Here is a 20,256-nt window from a genome sequence, read left to right on the forward strand (position 1 = left end):
ATCCCTCCACAGCTTCAGAAAGGAATTGAGATCTTACGGAAAAGGAAAGGAGAAGGATAAAGATGAAAGTAGTCATTGATCCTGGGCATGGTGGCCCAGACACGGGTGCAGTTGGTTTTGGACTTAGGGAGGCAGATGTTGCGTTGCAATTGGCAGAGTTGGTGGAAGCACGGCTGATCGAGTTTGTATTTTCATTACCGTCTTTTGCAAAGCTAGAGATGAGCCATAAAAAAAGGTGTATCAGAGAAGGGCTTCAAAATACAATACCTAGAGAGATTATAATGAAGCCGGATAATAGTTTCTTCACAGAAATCTTTCGTAAGGGATTTTACCAAGAGGCTCGGTTTGTAAATGAAATCATTCAAACATCTCGTGCAGCTGACTTCGGATGGATTAAGAAAGACGTGTTGCAAGATGCTGTTGAACGATTTAAATATGGCTTTAATAATGGACTTGGAATAATATTGAAAACTTTCGGCTTAGAACTTTGGCTTAGACATCATGGTTATTAAAATTTACTATGGGAGTGGATCAAACGATGATCGTTGAACCCACTTGGAAAAGAATCGGACTTAGGGAACCGCTTGAAGAAAATTCAGGAAAGGGAATTGGGATTATTATTTTGGATTATATTGTTCCCCATATTTCCTTACACCATTTAAAAGGTAGGGTAAAGCAGGTCAAAGTCCATAAAGATCTTACCATTACCTGTTCGGATGTGTTTGAGGAGCCATTAACAGAAAAAGTAACGAGAGATACTGAACATGGATTAATGGTTCTTAGCCTTCTAGCCCATCAATCATTGGAATTCAAAGGGAATTTGTATTCAGGCTTAGCACCATCGGCAAACTTTATTTTCCTTCCTACAAGCAAACCAGATCGAATAAAGGCAGGTTTAGAATGGATATTGGATCAAGACTGGAATGCTAGGATTTTATTAAATTTGTGGGTTCCACAACCATTTGGTTGGATGTCTCCAACGAATCAAGATATAGATGTGCAGGCTATGCAACCAGCTTTAGATGCTGGGCTGTTAGTTGTTGCGGCTGGGGGAAATTCCAAAGCCCTTAACAATTTACATCCTAATTCGTTTTTTGTAGTTGGTGGATTTAACGATAAAGGAGTGAATGAAAAAAGCAGGTATGAACAACATCCTTCAGCATCGTATGGTTTAAACGGCGATGGTTATTGGAGGCCTGATCTACTCGCCCCCTATACATACTTACCTTTACCTAGTTTAACGGGAGAAGGATTGAATTACTTTGGAGGTACTTGTGGTGCTTCCACCGTGGTTGCTGGTTTGTGTGCATACCTTATGTCCATCATGCCAGAGCTTACTCCAAATGATATACGAAATGCGTTAACAGAGGTAGGGGACGTTATAGAGGATTTTCCAGCTCCAATTGTAAATGGAGATAAGGCCATTCAATTATTAAAAGAGGGTTACCGGAATAGTAAACCGCCATCTACAGAGCCGTTAGTAAAGGTAACCGATGAAAATCAATCTATTCTATCCAAAAATCCATTGGAGAGGGCTTTGTCCTTAACAATGTTGATCAAAAAAGAAAAGCTAACAAGGGATGAAATATGGAGACATACAAATGATGAGTCTCCAATGGTAAAAAAAGTGGCTATACAGGGTTTAGGAGACCCCGTTGACCAGTTAGAGAGAGAAAAATATTGGAGTAAGGTACACAAAGAATCAAGTGAGTGCGGTGTAAGGGAAGTGTGGGCATATTCACTACTCAGTACAACAACAAAGGAAGAGTTGGATAAGTGGATGTCTCTTGTAGAGTATAGAACAATTGATATTTGGATATGTATAAATCTGTTTTTGAGAAAATTTTATCCAGATGCACCTGAGATGGAAATTTCACCTGATCCCGATCCGAAAATCATGACATCTATTGTTGCACCTGTGTTGGATTGGTATAAACAAAGTATTAACTCGTCGGAAGTATCGTTTTAATATTGGTTTATTGCAAGCAACGGAATCTCCGTTGCTTTTTATGTTTTATATTAATTTTCGCTAATTCAAAATTTTTTATAATCCAATCTATTTCCTGCTATTTCCGGTTGACATAGAATAGGATTGTACACAAATCATCATTTGGAAGGTGAACGCTTTTTGAAAAGATTCTTAAGTAGAATGGCCAAGGTTCTACAGAGTCGTAAAGGGTCGCCAACGATGGAATATATCATCGTAATCGCCTGTGGTGTTGCACTGGCTTTATTGTTAAACCAAGTGATGGCCTTTGCAGAAGTGCAAGGATCACTAAAGGATAAGATCATGCAAGTGCTCACAGGACAAAACATGGTTGCCTCAGTTGATGAAAGTCCTAAAGAACAATCACTTGAGGAACGAAAGGACGATCTTTTTGGAAAGCCAGAGTGGATAAACGATCTAATATCGGGTTATCAATCATTAAAAAACAAGTTCAAACAAGGATTATCTGAAGTATGGGAAAACGTAAAAAACAAAGATTTGGGGGAAGTTACTCAGTCTCTATGGAATAATACAACCAACGCTTTTGACAGCGCATGGCAATGGGTGAAGGAAAATAAAGAGGCGGTTGCTTCAGCTGGGGTGATTATTGCTGGAGTGGGTCTTCTACTTATTCCTGGGATGGAACCATTGGGACTCATGCTGTTGGCGAACTGGGGTCTTTCACTTGGTTTCGGCGCATTACTTAATGGCGGCAAAGTGGACAAGACGGTGATGTTGGGAGCGGCCATTGGTGGTGCGGCTGGTGCAATCGGCGGTGGAGCAGCGGGTGCATTTTTTTCTGGCTTAACGAAGTTTGCACCAGGACTGGGGACTGCTATTACAGGATCGCGGTTCTTAGGACCAATCATTAGTGGTGGGAAGCAGATTCTTGGCAAAGCTCCAGCTTTTGTCCAACGTATGGTTGGTGGGCTCTTTAGCAAAATGGGGGCAATGACAGTAGCAGAAGGAGCCATTACCAGTGGAGTGGATGATAGGTTAAGAGGGAAAGAGTTGAACTGGAAACGAGCTGTTCTCTCTGGTTTAGCAGGAGCCACATTGGTCGGTTTTGCCTCTGGCACCTATCCACTGGTTCAACCGCTTATTAATAAAGCTACTGCTACGATTGAAAAACATGCAGGCCCGGTTGTGTCGAAAGTTAAACCAGTTATTAAAAACGTGGACAAATGTTTTGCGTTTAAACAAACGCCTCAATACTTTGCGCTGATTAGATTTGGTAATGAAAACATTATTGAGTGCTTGTATGCTCAAGTTGACCGGGGTAGCGGTGGGGAAACCAGTAAAATAAGCAATAGCAGTGGAGCAAAAGTAAATTCCGCTCAAGGGTATTCTATCCTGGTTAGTAACCGGACTCAGTTGACGGGTAATTATAAAGAAGGCACGCAGGCATCCGTTATATTACGTGAAGAGCTCAAGAAGGCTGGTGTTGAAGCTCCCCCTTATCCGAATGCTGCGCATCATATTATCCCATGGAATGATCCAAGAGCGCGTGAAGCTCAACAGTTATTGAAGGAATTTGGCATAAACGAAAACTCTGCAGCAAATGGTGTGTTTTTGCCTTACGTTGACAATAACCATCCACAAGGAAAGTATGTTGGGGATGAAGCTCTGCATCGTGGAAATCATGGACAAAATTATATTCGATATGTAACGCAACGATTAAGGTTAGTAAAATTAAAAGGTGGAACAACATCGGATGCAGTTAAAGAGATAAATCAAATTAGAGCAAAACTATTAGGGCGTGTCTGTTGAATAGGACAGCGGCTCCAAAACCATTTTCTCATTCGCTTCACGCTTGGCGAGGCGCTCCTCGAGAAAAGGTTTTTCCGCCGCTTCTTCCCACCAACTTGATTTGCCAGACACACCCTAGATGGTTCATTATCGTTAAACTAGCCCAACGAAAAAATAATGTAGTCTATTCTATGGAGGTGTATCATGAAGGTTTGGCAATTACAGAGCTTATTAAATGAGGATTTCCAATCTCTTCAACTAGTTCATTTTGAGCAAGATTATAATAAGTATTTTGATAAAAGATTTTTTGAAGTGGAGCCGATGTTTGAATTTTGGCAGCCTGTCGAAGTATATAGTATTGAGGAAGGAAAAAGGAAAAGTGATTGTCCACCATTTTGGGGATGCAGTTTTGCACTTGTATTTAGCGAAAGGGCGTTAGGTGTTTTAGAGGACTTAGTAAAAGAGAAAGTAGAAGCATTACCTTTGGTTCATCCTGAAGATAGTTATTGGTTGATTCATGTACTACATGCAATTGATGCCGTTGATTATGAGAAAGCTATCGTCGAAACCACAGAATCAGGTCGACTAATTGACTTTGAGAAATATGCCTTTAGCAAGGAAAAAGTAAAAGGGGAACATATTTTTCAAGTATATCTAGGTGATCAAGTTCATCCAGTTGTGTTTGTATCTGACGAATTTAAACATGTCGTTGAAGCCAATCGCCTGGTTGGATTTGAGTTTATAGAAGTGTGGGATTCAGAAAAATAGTTTTTTAAATGTTGTCCAATAAGTTGGGGCGAGCTGAAAGGGTTCCGCAATTCGGAGCCCTTTTTTATTTTACCGAAATCGGGTGACGTTTGGTTTCTTGCCGTTTCCTCCTGGTTTTCGCTGGCATACAGTGAGATGGATTTAGATTGAAAGGAGGAATCGTTATGGCACGCAGTAAAACGTTATGTGATCGGTTTGCTAAAATTCTGGGAGGGACGGGGGAGATTGTAAACGGGGTTTGCGTGGTCACCCGTTTGCGCAATCTGTCACCCACGATTTTGGGGCGTCGGACGCGTTCCCCATTGGCCATTGCGGCGCTCTTTTCCTTTGAAGGGCTGGACAGTAGAGGAAGGGCGCTAAACTTGGGGGAGACGGTTATCTTGCAGAGAGAGATCAACCCGTTCATTACCGAGCTGCGCAAGCGGGGCCTCATCGTGACAGCAGTGCACAACCATTGGTTATTTGACGATCCGCGCTTGATGTATATCCATTGGGAATCGGTTGATCGCCCGCTCGATTTCGCGAGAAAGGTGAGAGAAGCGTTCCGAGTGCTGGAAAGATAGGAATGCGGCATTTTCACAGCCGTTATCTCCTGTGTACATGATTGTTAGCATAAGATGTTTTATCTCCAAAAAGCGCAGTAAGAAGCGCATGTCGCAATCTTTATAGCGCTTTTATTTTTATTTGATAGTAGCTGTTTGAATGGCTGTTTTATGTGATAAGAAATGCCCTTGGGGAGTGGGGGGCGTGATGTGTTGGATGAATGGAACGATGTAAAAAGGGTTCCGCGACTGCGGAACCCTTTTTTTTGCAATTAGCCTGATCCGACATCAGGTTTGTCTGCGGACCTTCAGCGGAAAAGTGACGCGGTTTTTTAATACTGGGCAACCCTTTCTCAGTTTTTTGGGCATGGTTGTGGGCATTTGCCGCGGCACGGGCTTTTTGTTTGTTGGGTTTGTGGGCAAGGCGATCGTTACATTTTCCGATGATTTACGTTGGCTACTGCCGATTCCGATCAGGTTTACTGTGTGGTTGAAGACAAAATTGCCGACATCGACCCGGTTCATCCCTACATTTCTGCAGGTGGTGCACCCTACGTTCCAACACCAATGGAAAGCTTGAAAGGGGACTTGGGTGAAGTATGGACCAGTCCACACCAGTCTGTCACTCTCAGCGTAGTAAAAGAAGGTGCGGCCCCCGGCGAATCCGCTCCACACTTCTCTGAGTTGTCCCGGGTCCAACCGAAACCAGCCAATCTTCGCATAGGTGATAGGCCGGCAGTCTGAATTTTGATAGGCGTAGGCCACATACACGGTTGAGTTGGTGCTGTTGCGAAATAAAAGACCCATCGTCTCACTCCCTTGTCAATGATTTCAGCACTCAGATCATTATATGAATAAGATGAAAAGGGGTATTGGACGGCTCACCCGCGAGAGGCTTGATTAATAAAAGAAATGGCAGGTGCCCGGTTCTCCTCCAGTAGCACTCATCGTTGAAAGATGTTATCGCCTCTTTTCATATGTGTCAGCTTGCATGAAAAAAGGAGCTGTCCGTTGTCGGAAGCTCCTTTTGCGTTGAAGTTCTTCATTCGCCTGCGCATTATGAGGTTGTGTTCATCGGCTGCGCACTCGGCAGGCTTGAGTTTAGCGGTGAGTTTTGCTTGGCAGGGTTGCGCCGTCCGATCTTTGAAAGCAGCAGGTACATGATGGGGACGATGTACAGCGTGAGCAGAGTGGAGGAAATCAGCCCTCCAATGACCACAACAGACAAGCCTTGGGTGATCGCATTTCCTTCGCCAATCCCCAATCCGGCCGGAATCAAGGCAAACACGGTGGCGCAAGCCGTCATCATGATTGGGCGCAAGCGAGTGCCTGCGGCTTCCAGCAACGCGTCTTCCAGTTCCAAGCCGTCTGCCATCTGTTGATGAACCCGATCAAGCAACACGATCGCATTGGTAACGACAATCCCGATTAGCATCAAGGCACCGATCAGAGCGGCCACACTGATGGGCAAACCGGCGATCCATAAGCCGACAAGCCCGCCGATCACCGCGAACGGAAGGGAGAAAAGGATAGTGAACGGGGTTGTCGCTTCCTTAAAGGTGGCCAGCATGACCAAATAAACAAGGAGGGTCGCGCCAGCGATGGCGATGCCGATCTGTTGGAAACTATCACTCATTTGTTGGGCGTCGCCGCCAATGGTCACTTCCACTCCGGGCGGCAATTTCATTCCGTTGATGATGTTGCGCAACTCTGCAGAGAGAGCGCCAGTGTCTTGCGTGACGGCGTCCCCAGAGATGGTGGCGTACTGTTGGCCGTTTTCTTTTTGGATTTTGAGAGGCCCATTGATTTCTTTGACCGTGGCGATGGACCCGAGTTTAACCATTCTGCCAGATGGACTCAATAATTGTAGATCTTTCAACTTCTGCACGAGATTGATTTGTGGTTTTTCTAGGCCCAACCGAATCTCCAACGACTGGTTGCCTTGTGTGATTTCGTTCACTTTGTCCGCTTTTAGCAAGGCGCGCACAGACATCGCTACTTGACTAGCGGTCAAGCCCTCGCTGGAAGCCTTTTGTTGGTTGATATCCACGTTCAACAATTTTTTTTGTTCGCTCAGATTGTTGGAAACATTGGTCAACCCTTTCATCTGTTTCATACGTTGGGTTAATTCAGCTGCCACGGCTTGGATGTCAGAGATCCGCTCCCCCTTCACCACACTGGTGATCTGATTGGTAGAGGGGCCAAGGCTTTTAAGTTCTAGCACTTGAAGCTCGGCGTTTCCTTTGTGCCGCTGGAGCCTTTGCCGGATGCGTTCGACCATAGCGTTTGTGTCTGTGTCAGGGCGAAGGCTGACGAGCAGGGAGATGTGATTGGTATCTCCCGCCATCGGACTGTTTAGATTGCCGATCGAAGCTGACACCACTTGTACTTCGGAATGCGACTTTAGCTGGCTTTCAATCTCTTTGGCCTTCTGGTTGGTCGCGGACAGGGATGTGCCAGGAGGCAATGTCAGCTTCACTTGCAAGGTTCGGTTTTGATCTGCCGGAATGAAGCTGGTGCCCACAATGGGGATCAAGCACAAGCTGGCCGCAAGTAAAGCAGCAGCGGAGATGAGGATGACGGCTTTATGCTGGAAGGCCCAATCCAGGCTCGCTTGGTAAAACAGCACCACTTGGCTTTTTTTTCGGCGTCGGCGCGATCGCTTCTCCCCATTGAGCAGATATTTGGCCATCAGCGGCACAACCGTGATGGAAACCACCAACGAACACAAGAGAGAGAAGACAATGGTCAAAGCGAAGGGAGTGAACAGCTTGCCGACCATGCCGTCGATGAACCCCAGCGGAATAAAGACGACGACAGTGGTGAATGTCGACGAGGTGATGGCTGAGGCCACTTCTTTGGTCGCCGTTTGGATGAGAGAGACTGTCTCTTTATTTGACCGCAATAGATGGCGGTGAATGTTTTCGATGACGACCAGGCTATCATCCACGATCCTGCCGATGGCGACAGCGAGTCCCCCCAGAGTCATCACGTTTAGGGTGAGATCCGCTTGGTCCAGGAAAATCAGTGTCGCCATAATGGACAGCGGAATGGAGACGATGGAAATCACCACGGTACGTAGGTTGCGTAGAAACAACAAAATCACAAGCATGGCAAACAAGGATCCCAAGAGTCCCTCGCGAATGATGGTGTGAATCGAAAGCTTGACCATCACCGATTGGTCGAGTAAGACGGAGATCGCCAAGCCAGGGTGCTGCTTCATGAGAGAGGCTGTTTTTTCTTTCACCTTGTTAGCTGCATCGACGATGTTCCCATCAGGGTTTTTAAGCAGTTCGATGTTGACGGAGGGTTTTCCGTTGACACGCGTGATCAGCGGTGCATCTTCAATCGATTCCGTCACGCTGGCGATTTGTGAAAGTTTGATGGTTTTGAGACTTTGTGGTTGGGAAGGAGCGGCCGTCTGAGCAGGAGTGGCCTGTCCTTTGCCCGGCTGAAGTTTGCCCGCGGGCCGTTCGGGTTTCGGCATGCGGTTTTGCAGTTGCTTCAGCTTGTCGTTCATTTTTTTCAGCGCTTTGGTCTCCGCGTCGACTTTTGGCTTCAATGTGGCGACGGTGGCTTTTGCCTTCTCGTCTTCAGGATGTTGTTTGAGCCAGAGCTGGGCGGCGTTTAACGCCAGTTGATCAGCCAATAATTTGGCTTGCAACTGTTGGGCGGCTTGCATCAGTTGCATTTGAGCCTGAAGCAGTCCAAGGCCTTGGCCCACTTGCCCTAATCCTTGGCCCAATTGTCCGACCGATTGCCCCAATCCCTGAAATCCCTGATCGATTTGTTTCATTGATTTCTGGAGGTTTTCCTGCGGGTTGGGATATAGAGGGATGCGCAGGTTTTTCAATTGTTCCACGGAAGTGATTTTCTGGTCGATTTGCACAGGGCGGATGACGTCTTCCGCATGCACATCGCCGACGGGAATGGTCACGTTGTTTCCTTGCAATGCTTGTTGCACTTGTTGCACAGACAAGTTGTACTTTTTGAGCTGGTCTTGCTTTAAGCGGACGTAGACCGCTTTGGAGCTTTGCCCTTGGATTTCCGCTTTACCAACCTCTTTAATGCGTTTGAGGGCCGGTGTCATGGTTTGTTTGACCCATTGTTCCAATTCGGTGATGGATTGGGTTTTGCTGGTTACGCTCAAAATCATGAACGGTTTGGAGTTAAAGCCGAAGCGATTGAAGCTGGTCGGGGTCGTTTCTTTGGGCAGGCGCGTCTGTTCGATGGCGTTCTGCATCTCTTGTTTGGCTTGATTCAAATCGGTGTTAAAACTGTATTCGACCGCAACCATGGACACGCTGTCAGAAGACATGGAAGTGACTTTTTTGACACCTTCCAGTTCCTGCAAAGCTTGCTCAATCGGCTTGGTCACCTTTTCGTCCACTTCTTGCGGGGATGCGCCGGGATAGCCGGTGACAGCAGCGATGACCGGGATGTCAATGTCGGGCATCGATTCCATTTTCAATTGGGTCGCAGTGTAGACGCCGCCAGCGGTGATGAGAACAACCAGCAAAAAAACCATGGCTGCGTTGCGTAACGAAAACTGGGTCAGTCCATCCACAATACGCACATCATTCTCTCCTTTATGTTGAACGGCCAGTAGCCTCTTTAAGATTACGCAGGTTATGTGCGCAAACGGTCACACGGCCCATTTGCGTTGTTGGGAGGGAAATGTTTTATGTTGGAAAAGGGCCTTGCTACCGGTGGGAGGGTATCACCGTGGATTGAGTTGCGGTGGGGTGGACCAAACCGGCGGATAACAGCAAAAGGTATAAACTCTCATACCACCAATCAGACCAAATCAAACCGTCTGATTTATAAATTTACCCATTTTGTTGTATTTTACAAAAATACCACCTTGCCGAAAGAGGGTTGTTTCGGTAAGTTTGCTTTATAAAAAGAATTTTATTTCTTTCGTATTTTAGATTAGCATGAACAGAACAGGTGAACCATTGTTTAATATTACAGTCATCTTACACTTTTGAAAGGAAGCTTTCGGGCAGGGGCCGAAGGGGCGCCACACCCACCGTTTCTCATCTTGGAGAAATCGGTTTGTCAATATCTATTTCTCAAATCTTTTGCTAAAAAAATAAAAACATTCGAAAACAATTTTGAAAACGACTCCCTATCATAGCGCGACTTATCATATTCTAAAGTTATGATTTCATCACACCTTAGAAGGAAGGGAACACCGTGAACAGAATCATGATTTCTTCCATGATGATTCTTGCATTGATAGCCAGCGGATGTTCATCGACTGATGCGCAACAGGGCCAGGAGACCAAAAAACAACCAGCGGCCAAAACCGCCCAGTCGAATGAAACCGAGTTGAGCCCAGTAGATGTAGTAGAAACGGCGTCGCAAGAGGTGGCTAAGAAAAGTGCACCCGTGAGCCAAAAGACCCAACCAAACAAGAATGACCTAAAGCATTTGGAGAAAGTGAGCTATTATCAGAAAGCAAATAAGCAAAAGCCGGCGGCTGAGCAAAAAGCGTTGGCAGCCATCGACCGTGTGGCTAAACAGCATAAAGTCAATGTGAAGCCGGACGTGAACAACAGCAAGTTCCGTGAGATGGTAGTGGCGGCGGCCACGAACATCCAGTCTCTCACCCCGGACGAAGCGAAAGCGGTGATTGACTATGCTAAAAAAGTGGACGCCTATGAGAATAGCAAAAAGAATGAAATCATTAAGCAAATGAAGGAAAAGGTCAACATGGGTGTGTCGCTGACCCAAGAAGACAAGGCGCTGTTGGACGCTGTGACCCCCATTAAGCCGGGGCAAAAGTTGCAAGGGCCTCCGCCGTCGAAAGACAAGCCGGGACAAGGTGGCCTAGAAAACCCGGGACCACAACAACCCAAAGAAGAACAACCTGGCAAACCGGTGCAACAGGAGCCTAAACCGGGGCAACCTAATCAGCCGGTGCCGCAAGAGCCTAAACCGGGGCAACCTAATCAGCCAGTGCCGCAACAACCCAAGCCCGGTAACCAGTATGATCCAATTAAGGCTAGGGATTATGCTTACCAATGGTGGAACAAGCGTAACAATGAACAATACAATTATTATTCCCGGGTGAGCGGCGGTTGTTATAATTGTTGGGCAGATTGCACCAATTTTGTGTCACAAGCGATCAAAGCCGGCGGCATTCAGGAGAGAAGAAACGGCACCTATTGGTATTACAGCGATACAAAACCTTCATACGCTTGGGGAGTAGCCAACAGTTTCTACAAGCACTTCAAGGAGAGAGCACAAGAGGTGAAAAGTTGGAAAGACTTGTCGGTGGGGGATGTGGTCAATGTCGACTTTGACCATGACGGCGACATCGAGCATTCGGCCATTGTTACCAAAGTCGGAATGTGGGAAGTCTATATCACCCAGCATACCAGCGATAAAAAAGATGCTCCTCTGTCTCCTTGGCTGAGAGCCGGGTATGATGTATATGCATGGAAGATGAGCACAGCTAATTTGAAATAAATGACAACATTGATGTTGCAAGATTGTCTTAACAAAGATGTTCAACCATATGACGATCGGTCCTGATTAACAGGGCCGATCGTTTTTAGGTTGTGATGTGTCAGTCTCCACACCAGAACAAATTCCAAATAGAAGGACGGCAAGCAGGGGGATTGTCTCCGGCAGATGGCGGATCGTCTGGCTGGGGCGTGGTCGGCGTGGATGGTTCCTGTGGTTTGGGCAGTTCCGCCGGTGTGTCAGGTGTTGTAGATGACGAGGGCGCATCCGCATCCGGTGTATTGTCCGCAGAGGGAAGGGGACTGGCCGCCGTTGTTGCCTGTTGCTTCGGTGGAGGCTGGTTGTTGGCATTGCCAGCAATGGCTACTAACTTATGTGGTTTGGATGATTGCTGTTCGTCAAGCTCTATTGAGATGTTCGGTTTGCTCCGAGAAGTGAACATCCCTGTTGGAGAGGGTGACTGTTGGTAAGCAGTGGCGGAAGTCCGTTTGTCCTGGGGAAGCATGATCCAGCAAACGGCGCCGACGAGGGACAAGGAAAAGACCGCTACCAAAACAAACTGAGTTATACGAGGATTCTGCCTTTTTGTGGCGGGGTCTTCCTTTTGTTTCTCTATGTAATGGCTTTCCAAAAGGGTGTGCTTGATGGGTTTACGATGGGGCGACAGCAAATGGCTACGCTTTCTCGAATGATTGTCCATGCGAACAAGCTCCTTCAGATGGTCTTTACGCCATCACATGGTAGCATAATTGCGATGCTATTCCAATCCTGTTCCTTATGTTTAACAATATCGTTATCTTATTGGCGGTCAGGTAAGAGCGGTTCTTTTGTTAAATGACGATTAACAAACAAAACGGGCACATCTTATTGACTTGAAACTAATCATCGTAGTAAAATATTATATTTATTTGTAAATGACCCTCAGATGTGCTATGATTAATCATAGCGTTGAATTGGGGGTGGTTGCATTGTTTCAGGTTGGTGACAAAATCATGTATCCGATGCATGGCGCAGGTGTGATTGAAGCAATTGAAGAAAAAGAGATTTTGGGCGTGAAGCAAAATTACTACGTGCTCAAGATCACGACAGGAAGCATGCAAGTGATGATTCCGGTGGAGAAAGCAGAGGAATTGGGTATCCGAGCTGTTGTCGATGCATGCGAACTGGATGATATTTTGCGCAATGCAGCAAAACCGGATTCCGACCCATCCACCCAGTGGAATCATCGGCATCGTGTGTTCTTGGATAAAATCAAAACAGGCAATATTCATGACGGGGTGGAAGTGATTTGCGAATTGGCTTCACGTAGCCTGACCAAAACATTGAGCCGCGGTGAAAAAGCAGTGTTGGATCAAGCAAGGCAAATCTTCATCAGCGAGATGATGTTGGTGAAGGGGATCACAGAAGATGAAGCCAATGCGTTGTTGGAACAAATGGTCAGCTGTTGATCAAGAATGATGGGAAAAGCTGTTAGCTAAAGCGCCAACAGCTTTGAACCATGGATGAGAAGGAGGAATTTTTATAATTTCTCTACGTTGGCAGCTTGCATCCGTCCTTGGTCGTTTTCGACGATGTTGAAGCTGACGCGCTGGCCTTCATCTAACGTTTTGAACCCTTCTCCCTCGATTGCGGAATAATGCACGAAAACATCATCATTTCCGGGAACCTCGATGAACCCATATCCCTTTTCAGCATTAAACCATTTTACTGTGCCAGTTGTTTTACCCATATGAATAACCCTCCCAAAAACAATCCTGCGGATGATGAAATCTCCATGTCTTAGGGTCTTTCCATCATCGCATGTTTAATATAAGTATCTCCTGATGAAAAACGATTAACCCGAGAATTATTACCAATCTACAGCGTTCCCTTGGTTAGATAATTGGTTCGGGTGCATAAAACGGAATATTCGGTCTTTTTATATAAAATGTTTACAAAAATCAAATACGGAATTTTCCCGATGAAAGTCGGGATGATGGACAATGGGAAGAGAGAACGGGGGTTATCCCGGGATGCGAAAAGGAGATGAGCAAAGTGAAACGATGGCTGAAATGCGGTGTCATTGCAGTGTTGACAGTCGGCCTGATCAGCGCACTCCCTTTGGAGGGGCAAGCCAGGACAAAGAAGCCCAATCCATCGGATTCAATCTTAAACATTGCGCATCGGGGAGCGTCCGGGTATGCTCCGGAACATACGATTCCCGCATATGCCTTGGGCCAGAAAATGAAAGGCGATTATATTGAAATTGACTTGCAGATGACCAAGGACGGCCATCTCATTGCGATGCATGATGAAACGGTGGACCGCACGACCAACGGCACCGGCTGGGTTAAGGATATGACTCTGGCGGAAATTAAAAAGCTGGATGCGGGATCTTGGTTCAATGAAAAATACCCCGCCTTGGCCAATCCCGCTTATGTTGGATTGAAAGTGCCTACTTTGGAGGAAGTGATTCATCGGTTCGGCCGCAACGCACGGTATTATATTGAAACAAAAGCGCCGGAAGTATATCCAGGAATGGAAGAGGAGTTGCTCCGAGTGCTCAAACAGACAGGACTCATAAACGGGCGCGGGCGTACGAACAAGGTGATTATTCAGTCGTTTAGTCAGGAAAGCCTGTTGAAAGTGCATCAGCTCAATCCGCGAATTCCGTTGGTTCAATTGCTCTGGTACGAAACGGCGGGCACGGCGCAAATCACTGATGAAGAGATTAAAAATATCAAACGGTACGCGGTAGGCGTGGGACCAAACTACGACAAAATTGACCAAGCCTACGTAAGCAAGGGGCGGCAGGCCGGCTTGGAAATCCATCCCTATACAGTGAATGAACCGTCGGAAATGAAGAAGTTGATTCGTTGGGGCGTCACGGGCATGTTCACCAACTATCCAGACCGCCTACATCGGGTGTTATGCGAAGTGCAGAAAGACTAAAGTCCAATAAAGCCACTTTCCCTTTAAAATTGGTAGAACAAAGCCGTCGATGCCTTTTGGATTAAAATCAGCTTTCGGGCCACTCCAATACAGGATTAAACCGCCGTTATGGCGGTTTTTTTGATGGAGGGATCGTTCCCAAATGTAAAAATTTGTTCGCATTTTATTCTTGAAAATAGCAGTAATCTATTTTAGTATATAAATCATTCGTGAGACGAAGTATTAATAAGCCTAATGATTATTTAGAGGGTGGAAACCGATGGACGATGGGAAGATCGGGGAGCACCTGCTAAGACTGGTGCAACTGTATCGAGATGGCCTTTATCTTTATCATCAGATATTGCAATGTCAATATAAAGAGATGGGCCTCACCATGTTGCAAGCGAAGATCATTCATCTGTTGAAGCGAGATGGTCCCCAGCCGTTGGGCCAAGTGAGTCGAAGGTTGGATATGCCCAACAGCTCACTTAGCGAAATTGTTGACCGGCTGGAGGATAGGGGATTGTTGTGTCGCGAGCGGGATCAAAAAGACCGGCGGGTGGTACGGGTTCAATTGAGCCCGGCTTGCCTAAAGTGCTTAGAAGCGCTGGAGGAAAGGGAGGTCCAAATGTTGCGTCAGATGTGGCCTCATGCGGAGTTGGATGATATCTTCCTGTTGACTGAGAAGTTGAGCCGGTTTGTGAAGATACTAAGCAAAACCATAGACAAGGGAGTAACAGTGAGATGAAACGCCTGACGATCCATTTGGTTATATGGACTTTTGTGCTTGTGGCGTTTGGCGGCGGGGGGTATTACTTTCAACAGCAAGCGCGGTATGTGATTACCGATCGTGCGCAAGTGTGGACGGATACCGTTTCCGTGGTGCCGCCGGCGGTTGGCAAGCTGACGGAGTGGACGGTTCACACTGGGGATCGGGTGGAGCGCGGTGCCCAGCTGGGCATGCAAGAAGCGACCCAACCGGGCGTTGCCGCCACGCCTATCACCTCACCTATTTCTGGTGTGGTGTTGCTGACGCATGCTGTGCCGGGGCAAGTGGTGCCAGCTGGCCGTCCCCTGGCAGTGGTGGCAGATTTGTCCCAAACCCATGTGTTGGCCTATGTGGATGAAAAAGATGTGACTGGCATCCGCCTAGGGCAATCCGTGGAGATCAAATTAGCCTCTGACAGAGGACATACAATGACCGGCCGCGTCGCAGAAATCGGCAAAAAGGCTGGCGACGATTCGGCCAGTAGATCAGAGCAAGCCGAAGGAAAATCCGTTAAGTACGTGCCGGTTAAAATCACGGTGGATCAAGCCGTGGCAATGAAGTTGATACCAGGCGTGAATGCCAGCATCAAGCTGGAGCGCTCTTAAATATTACAAACGGAAGGTGAACAGTTTGAAAACCGGGAGATTATTATTATTGAATGCCGTAATCTTCATTGTGATCGTGGCATTGGGCATTGGTGGATACAACTATTATTATAACGCCACCCATTTCATTGACACGGAAGACGCTCGGGTAGCGGGAGATATTGTATCGGTAGCAGCTCCGACCAGTGGCGTGCTTGCGAATTGGAAAGGGAAAGAAGGAGAGCAAGTCACAAAAGGGCAAGTGTTAGGCAATGTAATGGTAGGGAATCGGGCGACGGAGATTGTTTCTCCGATTGCAGGCACGATTGTGCAAAACAAAGGAATCGATGGACAAATGGTAGCCCCGGGTCAAGTGATGGCTCAAGTCGTTGATTTGGGTCAACTGTATATTCAAGCCAATATTGAAGAAACAGAGATCAATGATATACAGATTGGGCAAGAAGTAGATATTGTAGTCGATGCCGAAAAGGAAACGGAAATCGACGGGAAAGTCGTGCAAATTGGGAAAGCGACCAATTCGCTGTTTTCTTTGATGCCGCAACAATCGGCCAGTGGTGACTACACCAAAGTGGTACAGCGGATTCCGGTGAAGATCGAGATGGAGCGGTATCCGGATTCGTTAGTTCCAGGCTTAAGTGCGACAATTCGCATTCATAAGTGATATGGCCAAACGATGCAGAAAGGAGGGAAATGATGGAAGAAAAAAACAAATCAGGAATTGCCCAACATATCCCTTTGTTGTCGGTGCTGATGTTGGGGATGTTTTTGGCAGTGTTGAACCAAACCCTGCTCAATGTGGCGATCCCGCATTTGATCAATGAGTTTCATGTAGAAGCGACGACGGCGCAATGGTTGTTAACCGGATATATGCTGGTCAATGGGATTTTGGTTCCCTTGTCCGCGTATTTGATTGAGCGCTTTGGAGTTCGCGTCCTGTTTTTGGCAGCCATGGTATTTTTCACTGGAGGTGCGCTGTTGTGCGGGATTGCCCCCAACTTTTCGACCATGTTGCTAGGGCGTTTGATCCAGGCCGTGGGCGGAGGGATTTTGATGCCGCTGGTCATGGTGATTATCTTGTCTGTCTTTCCTCCCGAAGCACGGGGGAAAGGTATGGGGATTTTCGGTCTGGGGATGATGTTCGCCCCCGCGGTGGGCCCCACATTGTCCGGTTGGGTGATTGAACACTACAGTTGGCGCATTTTGTTTAATGGCATGGTGCCTTTAGGGACGCTGGTGATCGTGTTGGCGGCCTTTATGTTGCGTGATCCCCGCAAGCGGGAAAAACCGCGTTTCGATTTGTGGGGAACGCTTACTTCTTCACTCGGATTTGGTTTGTTGCTGTATGGGTTGAGCGAAGCCGGTACCAAGGATTGGGATCATCCGCTGGTGGTGGGATCGCTGGCAGTGGGGGCTTTTTCGATCTTTTTGTTTGTGGTGTTCCAGTTGAAATCCTCAACACCTATGCTTGACTTTCGCGTGTTCACATACGATATGTTCACATTGTCTACGGTGATCAGTGTGATTGTGACGATCGCGATGTTCGCAGGGATGTTTCTGTTGCCGATCTATCTCCAGAATCTGCGCGGCTTCACACCCCTGGAATCCGGTCTGCTCATGTTGCCGGGGGCGATCATCATGGGCGTCATGTCCCCCATTTCGGGATCGATGTTTGATAAGATTGGACCGCGGCCCCTGGCGGTGGTGGGACTGCTCATCACCACAGTCACCACCTATGAATTTACCCATTTGACGTTGCAGACGAGTTATACCTTTATTTTGATTCTCAACATGGTGCGTTCGTTTGGGATGTCATTGTTGATGATGACAATCATGACTGCCGGATTGAATCAGTTGCCGCAACAGTTGAACAGCCACGGAACGGCGATGTCCAATACATTTCGGCAAATTGCCGGTTCGATGGGGATCAGTGTGATGACCACCATTTTCTCGATGCGTACCCATTTCCACTTGGGCAAGTTGGGCGAGCAAATGAATAGAATGGACCCGGCGTTCAGCCAGGCTTTTTATGACAAAGCGAGTGAAGTGGCTAGCGCGACGGGATTGCCGATCGCTAAAGCTCAGGAAACAGTCGCCTCGCTTTTGGTGGGGAAAGCCAACCAGATGGCGGCGGTCATGGGAATCAACGATGCTTTTTGGTGGGCAGCTGGATTTGCTCTGATTGGAATGATTTTGAGCTTTTTCATGAGGGATGTGCGGAAAGATCAGCACAAGGCAACGTAGTCACATCAGCGGAAGGTAAGAGGTGGATAAAGAGAAAGACCGCATTTACAATATGCGGTCTCAGTAAGAGAGGCTGACTGAGGTGTCTGGGTGAATCTGTTCTAGACAAACGAATTTTATATAAAACTTGTTACAAATGTTATACAAAAGCTTATAAAAATGTGCATAAATCAAGAAACCTACCCGTTTATTGGATGGGGGCTTGTGTGTTTACATCCTCGTCAATTGCCGGTTTCAATGGAAAGATGAGTCGGATCACGGTCCCCTCTCCCACGCGGCTTTCCGCTTTCACTCGGCCCCCCATGGCTTCCACCATGTTTTTGACCAATGCAAGGCCTAGTCCGGCGCCTTGTGAGTGGCGCCCGGATTTTCCCCGGTAATACCGCTCAAAGATGTAAGGAAGATCTTCCTGGGGGATTCCGCTTCCTGTATCGATCACTTCAATCGTCAATTCGGAGCCGTTTGTCTGGCAGGTCAGCATGATCATCGCCCCTTCCGGGGTGTGGCGCAAAGCGTTGCGCAACAGGTTTTGCAGGATTTGTTCCAGAATCTTGGCATCGGCTTGGATCGGCGGAAGATTTGGTCCCAGATCCAATTCCATAGCGATTTTCTTTTTTTGCCAAGCGATACGGGAAAATCCGGCGTGCAGTTGCTTTAAGAGTGGAGGAATCTCGCACGTTTCGATCTCCAACGTTGATTCCAGTGATTGTTTGTCATCTTGAATTGCAGCAGAAAACAGTTCATCAATTAATTGTTTTAGGCGAATGGTTTCCCGTTTCAACAGGGCGATGTCCACCGGCTCATCCCCTTCCGGTTGCTGATCCAGTAGCTCCAAGTAGCCGAGCAGGATGGCAATGGGATTCCGCAATTCATGGGAGACATCAGCTACAAATTCCCGTTTCCCCATCAATAAATTTTCCACTTGCCGTTTCTCTTTTGCCAAATGGTTCGTCGTTTCTTCCAGACTGGCGGCCACTTGATTAAGTTGCTGGCTTAACACGCCTAATTCGTCTTGTTGCTGGTCTTTGATCCGGGCTGATAATTTGCCGGTAGACCAAGCGTGTGCCGCCAACGCCACCTCGCCGATGCGGAGTGTAAGCGGTTTGGCACGCAGATAGGCGAAGGGCAGCGCAAGCAGAAAAGCGACGCCGATCGTCAACAAGATCAATGGAATGGAGAGCAATAAAAAGAGAGACATGACCAATACTACTGTGTCCACATAAAAGAAATCGTCAAACTTAATGATTTGGCACACCACGCCGACGATGGTTCCTTTATCGCCGCGCACGGGTGCTCCGGTCATATGTATGCTCCCGCTTTTGATGGGAATGCTGTCCATCTTCCCTTTGCGCACAATTTGCTTCACAAATTGCTTTTCTTCATCGGAAACAGGCGGAACTGCCGGTTCTTTGGATGGCTTGTGGTGGCAGTTTGAGGCCAACAATCGGCCTTGCCTGTCGTAAATTCGCCAGTGCCGTTCCAGTTTGTACGTGGTGTACTTGAAGATCACCTGATCCCAAGCGGTTTCCGGAACGTGCTTGATCCACTCGGGGAGTTGGGCGATTAAGCGAGTTGAACTCATCATGGGTGCTGCCATGGCTGCCATTTTTTCCGTTTCTTGCTCGCCGCGGACCACTTGTGGAATGAAAAAAGAAAGGATGTAGAACAGAACCACGCAGATCAACAGGATGACCAGAAACAAGAATAACGAAATGTGAGACAAGGTCATCTGTCTGACTAAGCGGTTGGAAGCCCATTGCCACAGCCGATTGAGCAATAGGAATAAGAGTCGAAATGTAAGAAACATAGCAAATGCTAAAAACAACACAAATAGAATATCTTCAAGCGGCTCCTGGTGTTGGTAGAGCAACTCGGAGTACTGCCGGTAGATGGAGGAGCGGGCCAACAGCTGTTCCATGATCCATTCGGTGACGATGACCATTCCCAAGTAGGGCAAGAGGAAGTTCAACCATTTCCGCGCGCCGTCCAGCCCTCTGCCCCCACTCCGCAGGCGGTAAGCAGGCCACATGCTCATCCATAATTCAGGTATGAACGTCAGTACATAGACAATAGCCAATTCGTTCAGCGTATCGATATTCCATATGATTAAAATGAGATAAAGCAAAATAAAAGGGCAAAAAGCTTCGATCAGCGTGCGCTTGACCGTGGCTGTTTTAAATCCTCTCGGCTGCAAAGGGTTCCCTCCCTTCG

The 20,256-nt window shown here is 47.2% G+C and carries 18 protein-coding genes; 13 read left to right on the forward strand and 5 right to left on the reverse strand.

The genetic code is table 11. The features are described 5' to 3' along the window. Window positions 1-62 precede the first annotated feature (62 nt). From CLV36_RS15970 to CLV36_RS15990, 5 genes are all read left to right on the forward strand, one after another. On the forward strand, window positions 63-512 hold the full coding sequence (locus tag CLV36_RS15970) for an N-acetylmuramoyl-L-alanine amidase family protein (RefSeq protein WP_106343321.1): 450 nt from the start codon (window positions 63-65) through the stop codon (window positions 510-512). Between the two features lie 26 nt (window positions 513-538). Further along, complete coding sequence (locus tag CLV36_RS15975; RefSeq protein ID WP_022735735.1) at window positions 539-1,969, forward strand: S8/S53 family peptidase; 1,431 nt, start codon at window positions 539-541, stop codon at window positions 1,967-1,969. Window positions 1,970-2,188: 219 nt separating this feature from the next. After that, a complete protein-coding gene (locus CLV36_RS15980; RefSeq protein ID WP_245888393.1) occupies window positions 2,189-3,757 on the forward strand; it encodes an AHH domain-containing protein in 1,569 nt (522 codons plus the stop codon). Window positions 3,758-3,940: 183 nt separating this feature from the next. Then, a complete protein-coding gene (locus CLV36_RS15985; RefSeq protein WP_022735734.1) occupies window positions 3,941-4,504 on the forward strand; it encodes an imm11 family protein in 564 nt (187 codons plus the stop codon). 164 nt (window positions 4,505-4,668) lie between these two features. Then, a complete protein-coding gene (locus CLV36_RS15990; RefSeq protein ID WP_106343322.1) occupies window positions 4,669-5,067 on the forward strand; it encodes a DUF1259 domain-containing protein in 399 nt (132 codons plus the stop codon). Between the two features lie 267 nt (window positions 5,068-5,334). Here CLV36_RS15990 and CLV36_RS15995 read toward each other — a convergent pair whose 3' ends face one another. Further along, window positions 5,335-5,853, reverse strand: a complete 519-nt coding sequence (locus CLV36_RS15995; protein ID WP_106343323.1) for a DUF1036 domain-containing protein — start codon at window positions 5,851-5,853, stop codon at window positions 5,335-5,337. A 250-nt stretch (window positions 5,854-6,103) separates the two neighbouring features. Beyond that, window positions 6,104-9,622: an efflux RND transporter permease subunit gene (locus CLV36_RS16000; protein WP_106343324.1), complete on the reverse strand. Its 3,519-nt coding sequence runs from the start codon at window positions 9,620-9,622 to the stop codon at window positions 6,104-6,106. A gap of 108 nt (window positions 9,623-9,730) precedes the next feature. On the opposite strand from CLV36_RS16000, the gene CLV36_RS16005 reads away from it, so the two are divergent. Both CLV36_RS16005 and CLV36_RS16010 read left to right on the forward strand, forming a co-directional pair. Further along, window positions 9,731-9,949 carry a hypothetical protein gene (locus CLV36_RS16005; RefSeq protein WP_106343325.1) on the forward strand — a complete coding sequence of 73 codons (219 nt, stop codon included), beginning with the start codon at window positions 9,731-9,733 and terminating at the stop codon, window positions 9,947-9,949. Between the two features lie 296 nt (window positions 9,950-10,245). Beyond that, window positions 10,246-11,523, forward strand: coding sequence for an amidase domain-containing protein (locus CLV36_RS16010; RefSeq protein ID WP_106343326.1), 1,278 nt, complete (start codon window positions 10,246-10,248; stop codon window positions 11,521-11,523). Between the two features lie 100 nt (window positions 11,524-11,623). Here the strand turns inward: CLV36_RS16010 and CLV36_RS17040 are convergent, their stop codons facing one another. Continuing rightward, window positions 11,624-12,220, reverse strand: a complete 597-nt coding sequence (locus CLV36_RS17040; protein ID WP_146130660.1) for a hypothetical protein — start codon at window positions 12,218-12,220, stop codon at window positions 11,624-11,626. Window positions 12,221-12,479: 259 nt separating this feature from the next. Between CLV36_RS17040 and CLV36_RS16020 the strand changes: the two genes are divergently transcribed. Then, window positions 12,480-12,968: a CarD family transcriptional regulator gene (locus CLV36_RS16020; protein ID WP_245888395.1), complete on the forward strand. Its 489-nt coding sequence runs from the start codon at window positions 12,480-12,482 to the stop codon at window positions 12,966-12,968. 71 nt (window positions 12,969-13,039) lie between these two features. Here CLV36_RS16020 and CLV36_RS16025 read toward each other — a convergent pair whose 3' ends face one another. Then, on the reverse strand, window positions 13,040-13,249 hold the full coding sequence (locus CLV36_RS16025) for a cold-shock protein (RefSeq protein ID WP_022735726.1): 210 nt from the start codon (window positions 13,247-13,249) through the stop codon (window positions 13,040-13,042). Window positions 13,250-13,545: 296 nt separating this feature from the next. Between CLV36_RS16025 and CLV36_RS16030 the strand changes: the two genes are divergently transcribed. The 5 genes from CLV36_RS16030 to CLV36_RS16050 all read left to right on the forward strand — a co-directional run bounded on the left by CLV36_RS16030 (window position 13,546) and on the right by CLV36_RS16050 (window position 18,045). Next, window positions 13,546-14,451, forward strand: coding sequence for a glycerophosphodiester phosphodiesterase (locus tag CLV36_RS16030; protein ID WP_106343329.1), 906 nt, complete (start codon window positions 13,546-13,548; stop codon window positions 14,449-14,451). Window positions 14,452-14,710: 259 nt separating this feature from the next. After that, on the forward strand, window positions 14,711-15,178 hold the full coding sequence (locus tag CLV36_RS16035; RefSeq protein ID WP_022735724.1) for a MarR family winged helix-turn-helix transcriptional regulator: 468 nt from the start codon (window positions 14,711-14,713) through the stop codon (window positions 15,176-15,178). Beyond that, entirely contained in the window at window positions 15,175-15,804 is a 630-nt protein-coding gene (locus tag CLV36_RS16040) for an efflux RND transporter periplasmic adaptor subunit (RefSeq protein WP_106343330.1), read from the forward strand. The genes CLV36_RS16035 and CLV36_RS16040 overlap by 4 nt, the downstream gene beginning before the upstream one ends. A 49-nt stretch (window positions 15,805-15,853) precedes the next feature. Further along, entirely contained in the window at window positions 15,854-16,465 is a 612-nt protein-coding gene (locus tag CLV36_RS16045; RefSeq protein WP_245888394.1) for a biotin/lipoyl-containing protein, read from the forward strand. 32 nt (window positions 16,466-16,497) lie between these two features. Next, complete coding sequence (locus CLV36_RS16050) at window positions 16,498-18,045, forward strand: DHA2 family efflux MFS transporter permease subunit (protein WP_106343331.1); 1,548 nt, start codon at window positions 16,498-16,500, stop codon at window positions 18,043-18,045. Between the two features lie 187 nt (window positions 18,046-18,232). Here the strand turns inward: CLV36_RS16050 and CLV36_RS16055 are convergent, their stop codons facing one another. Next, on the reverse strand, window positions 18,233-20,239 hold the full coding sequence (locus CLV36_RS16055; protein ID WP_181353113.1) for a sensor histidine kinase: 2,007 nt from the start codon (window positions 20,237-20,239) through the stop codon (window positions 18,233-18,235). Window positions 20,240-20,256 lie beyond the last annotated feature (17 nt).

Origin of the sequence: Laceyella sediminis (genome assembly GCF_003003125.1) — a bacterium.
In the GTDB taxonomy this organism is placed as follows: domain Bacteria; phylum Bacillota; class Bacilli; order Thermoactinomycetales; family Thermoactinomycetaceae; genus Laceyella; species Laceyella tengchongensis.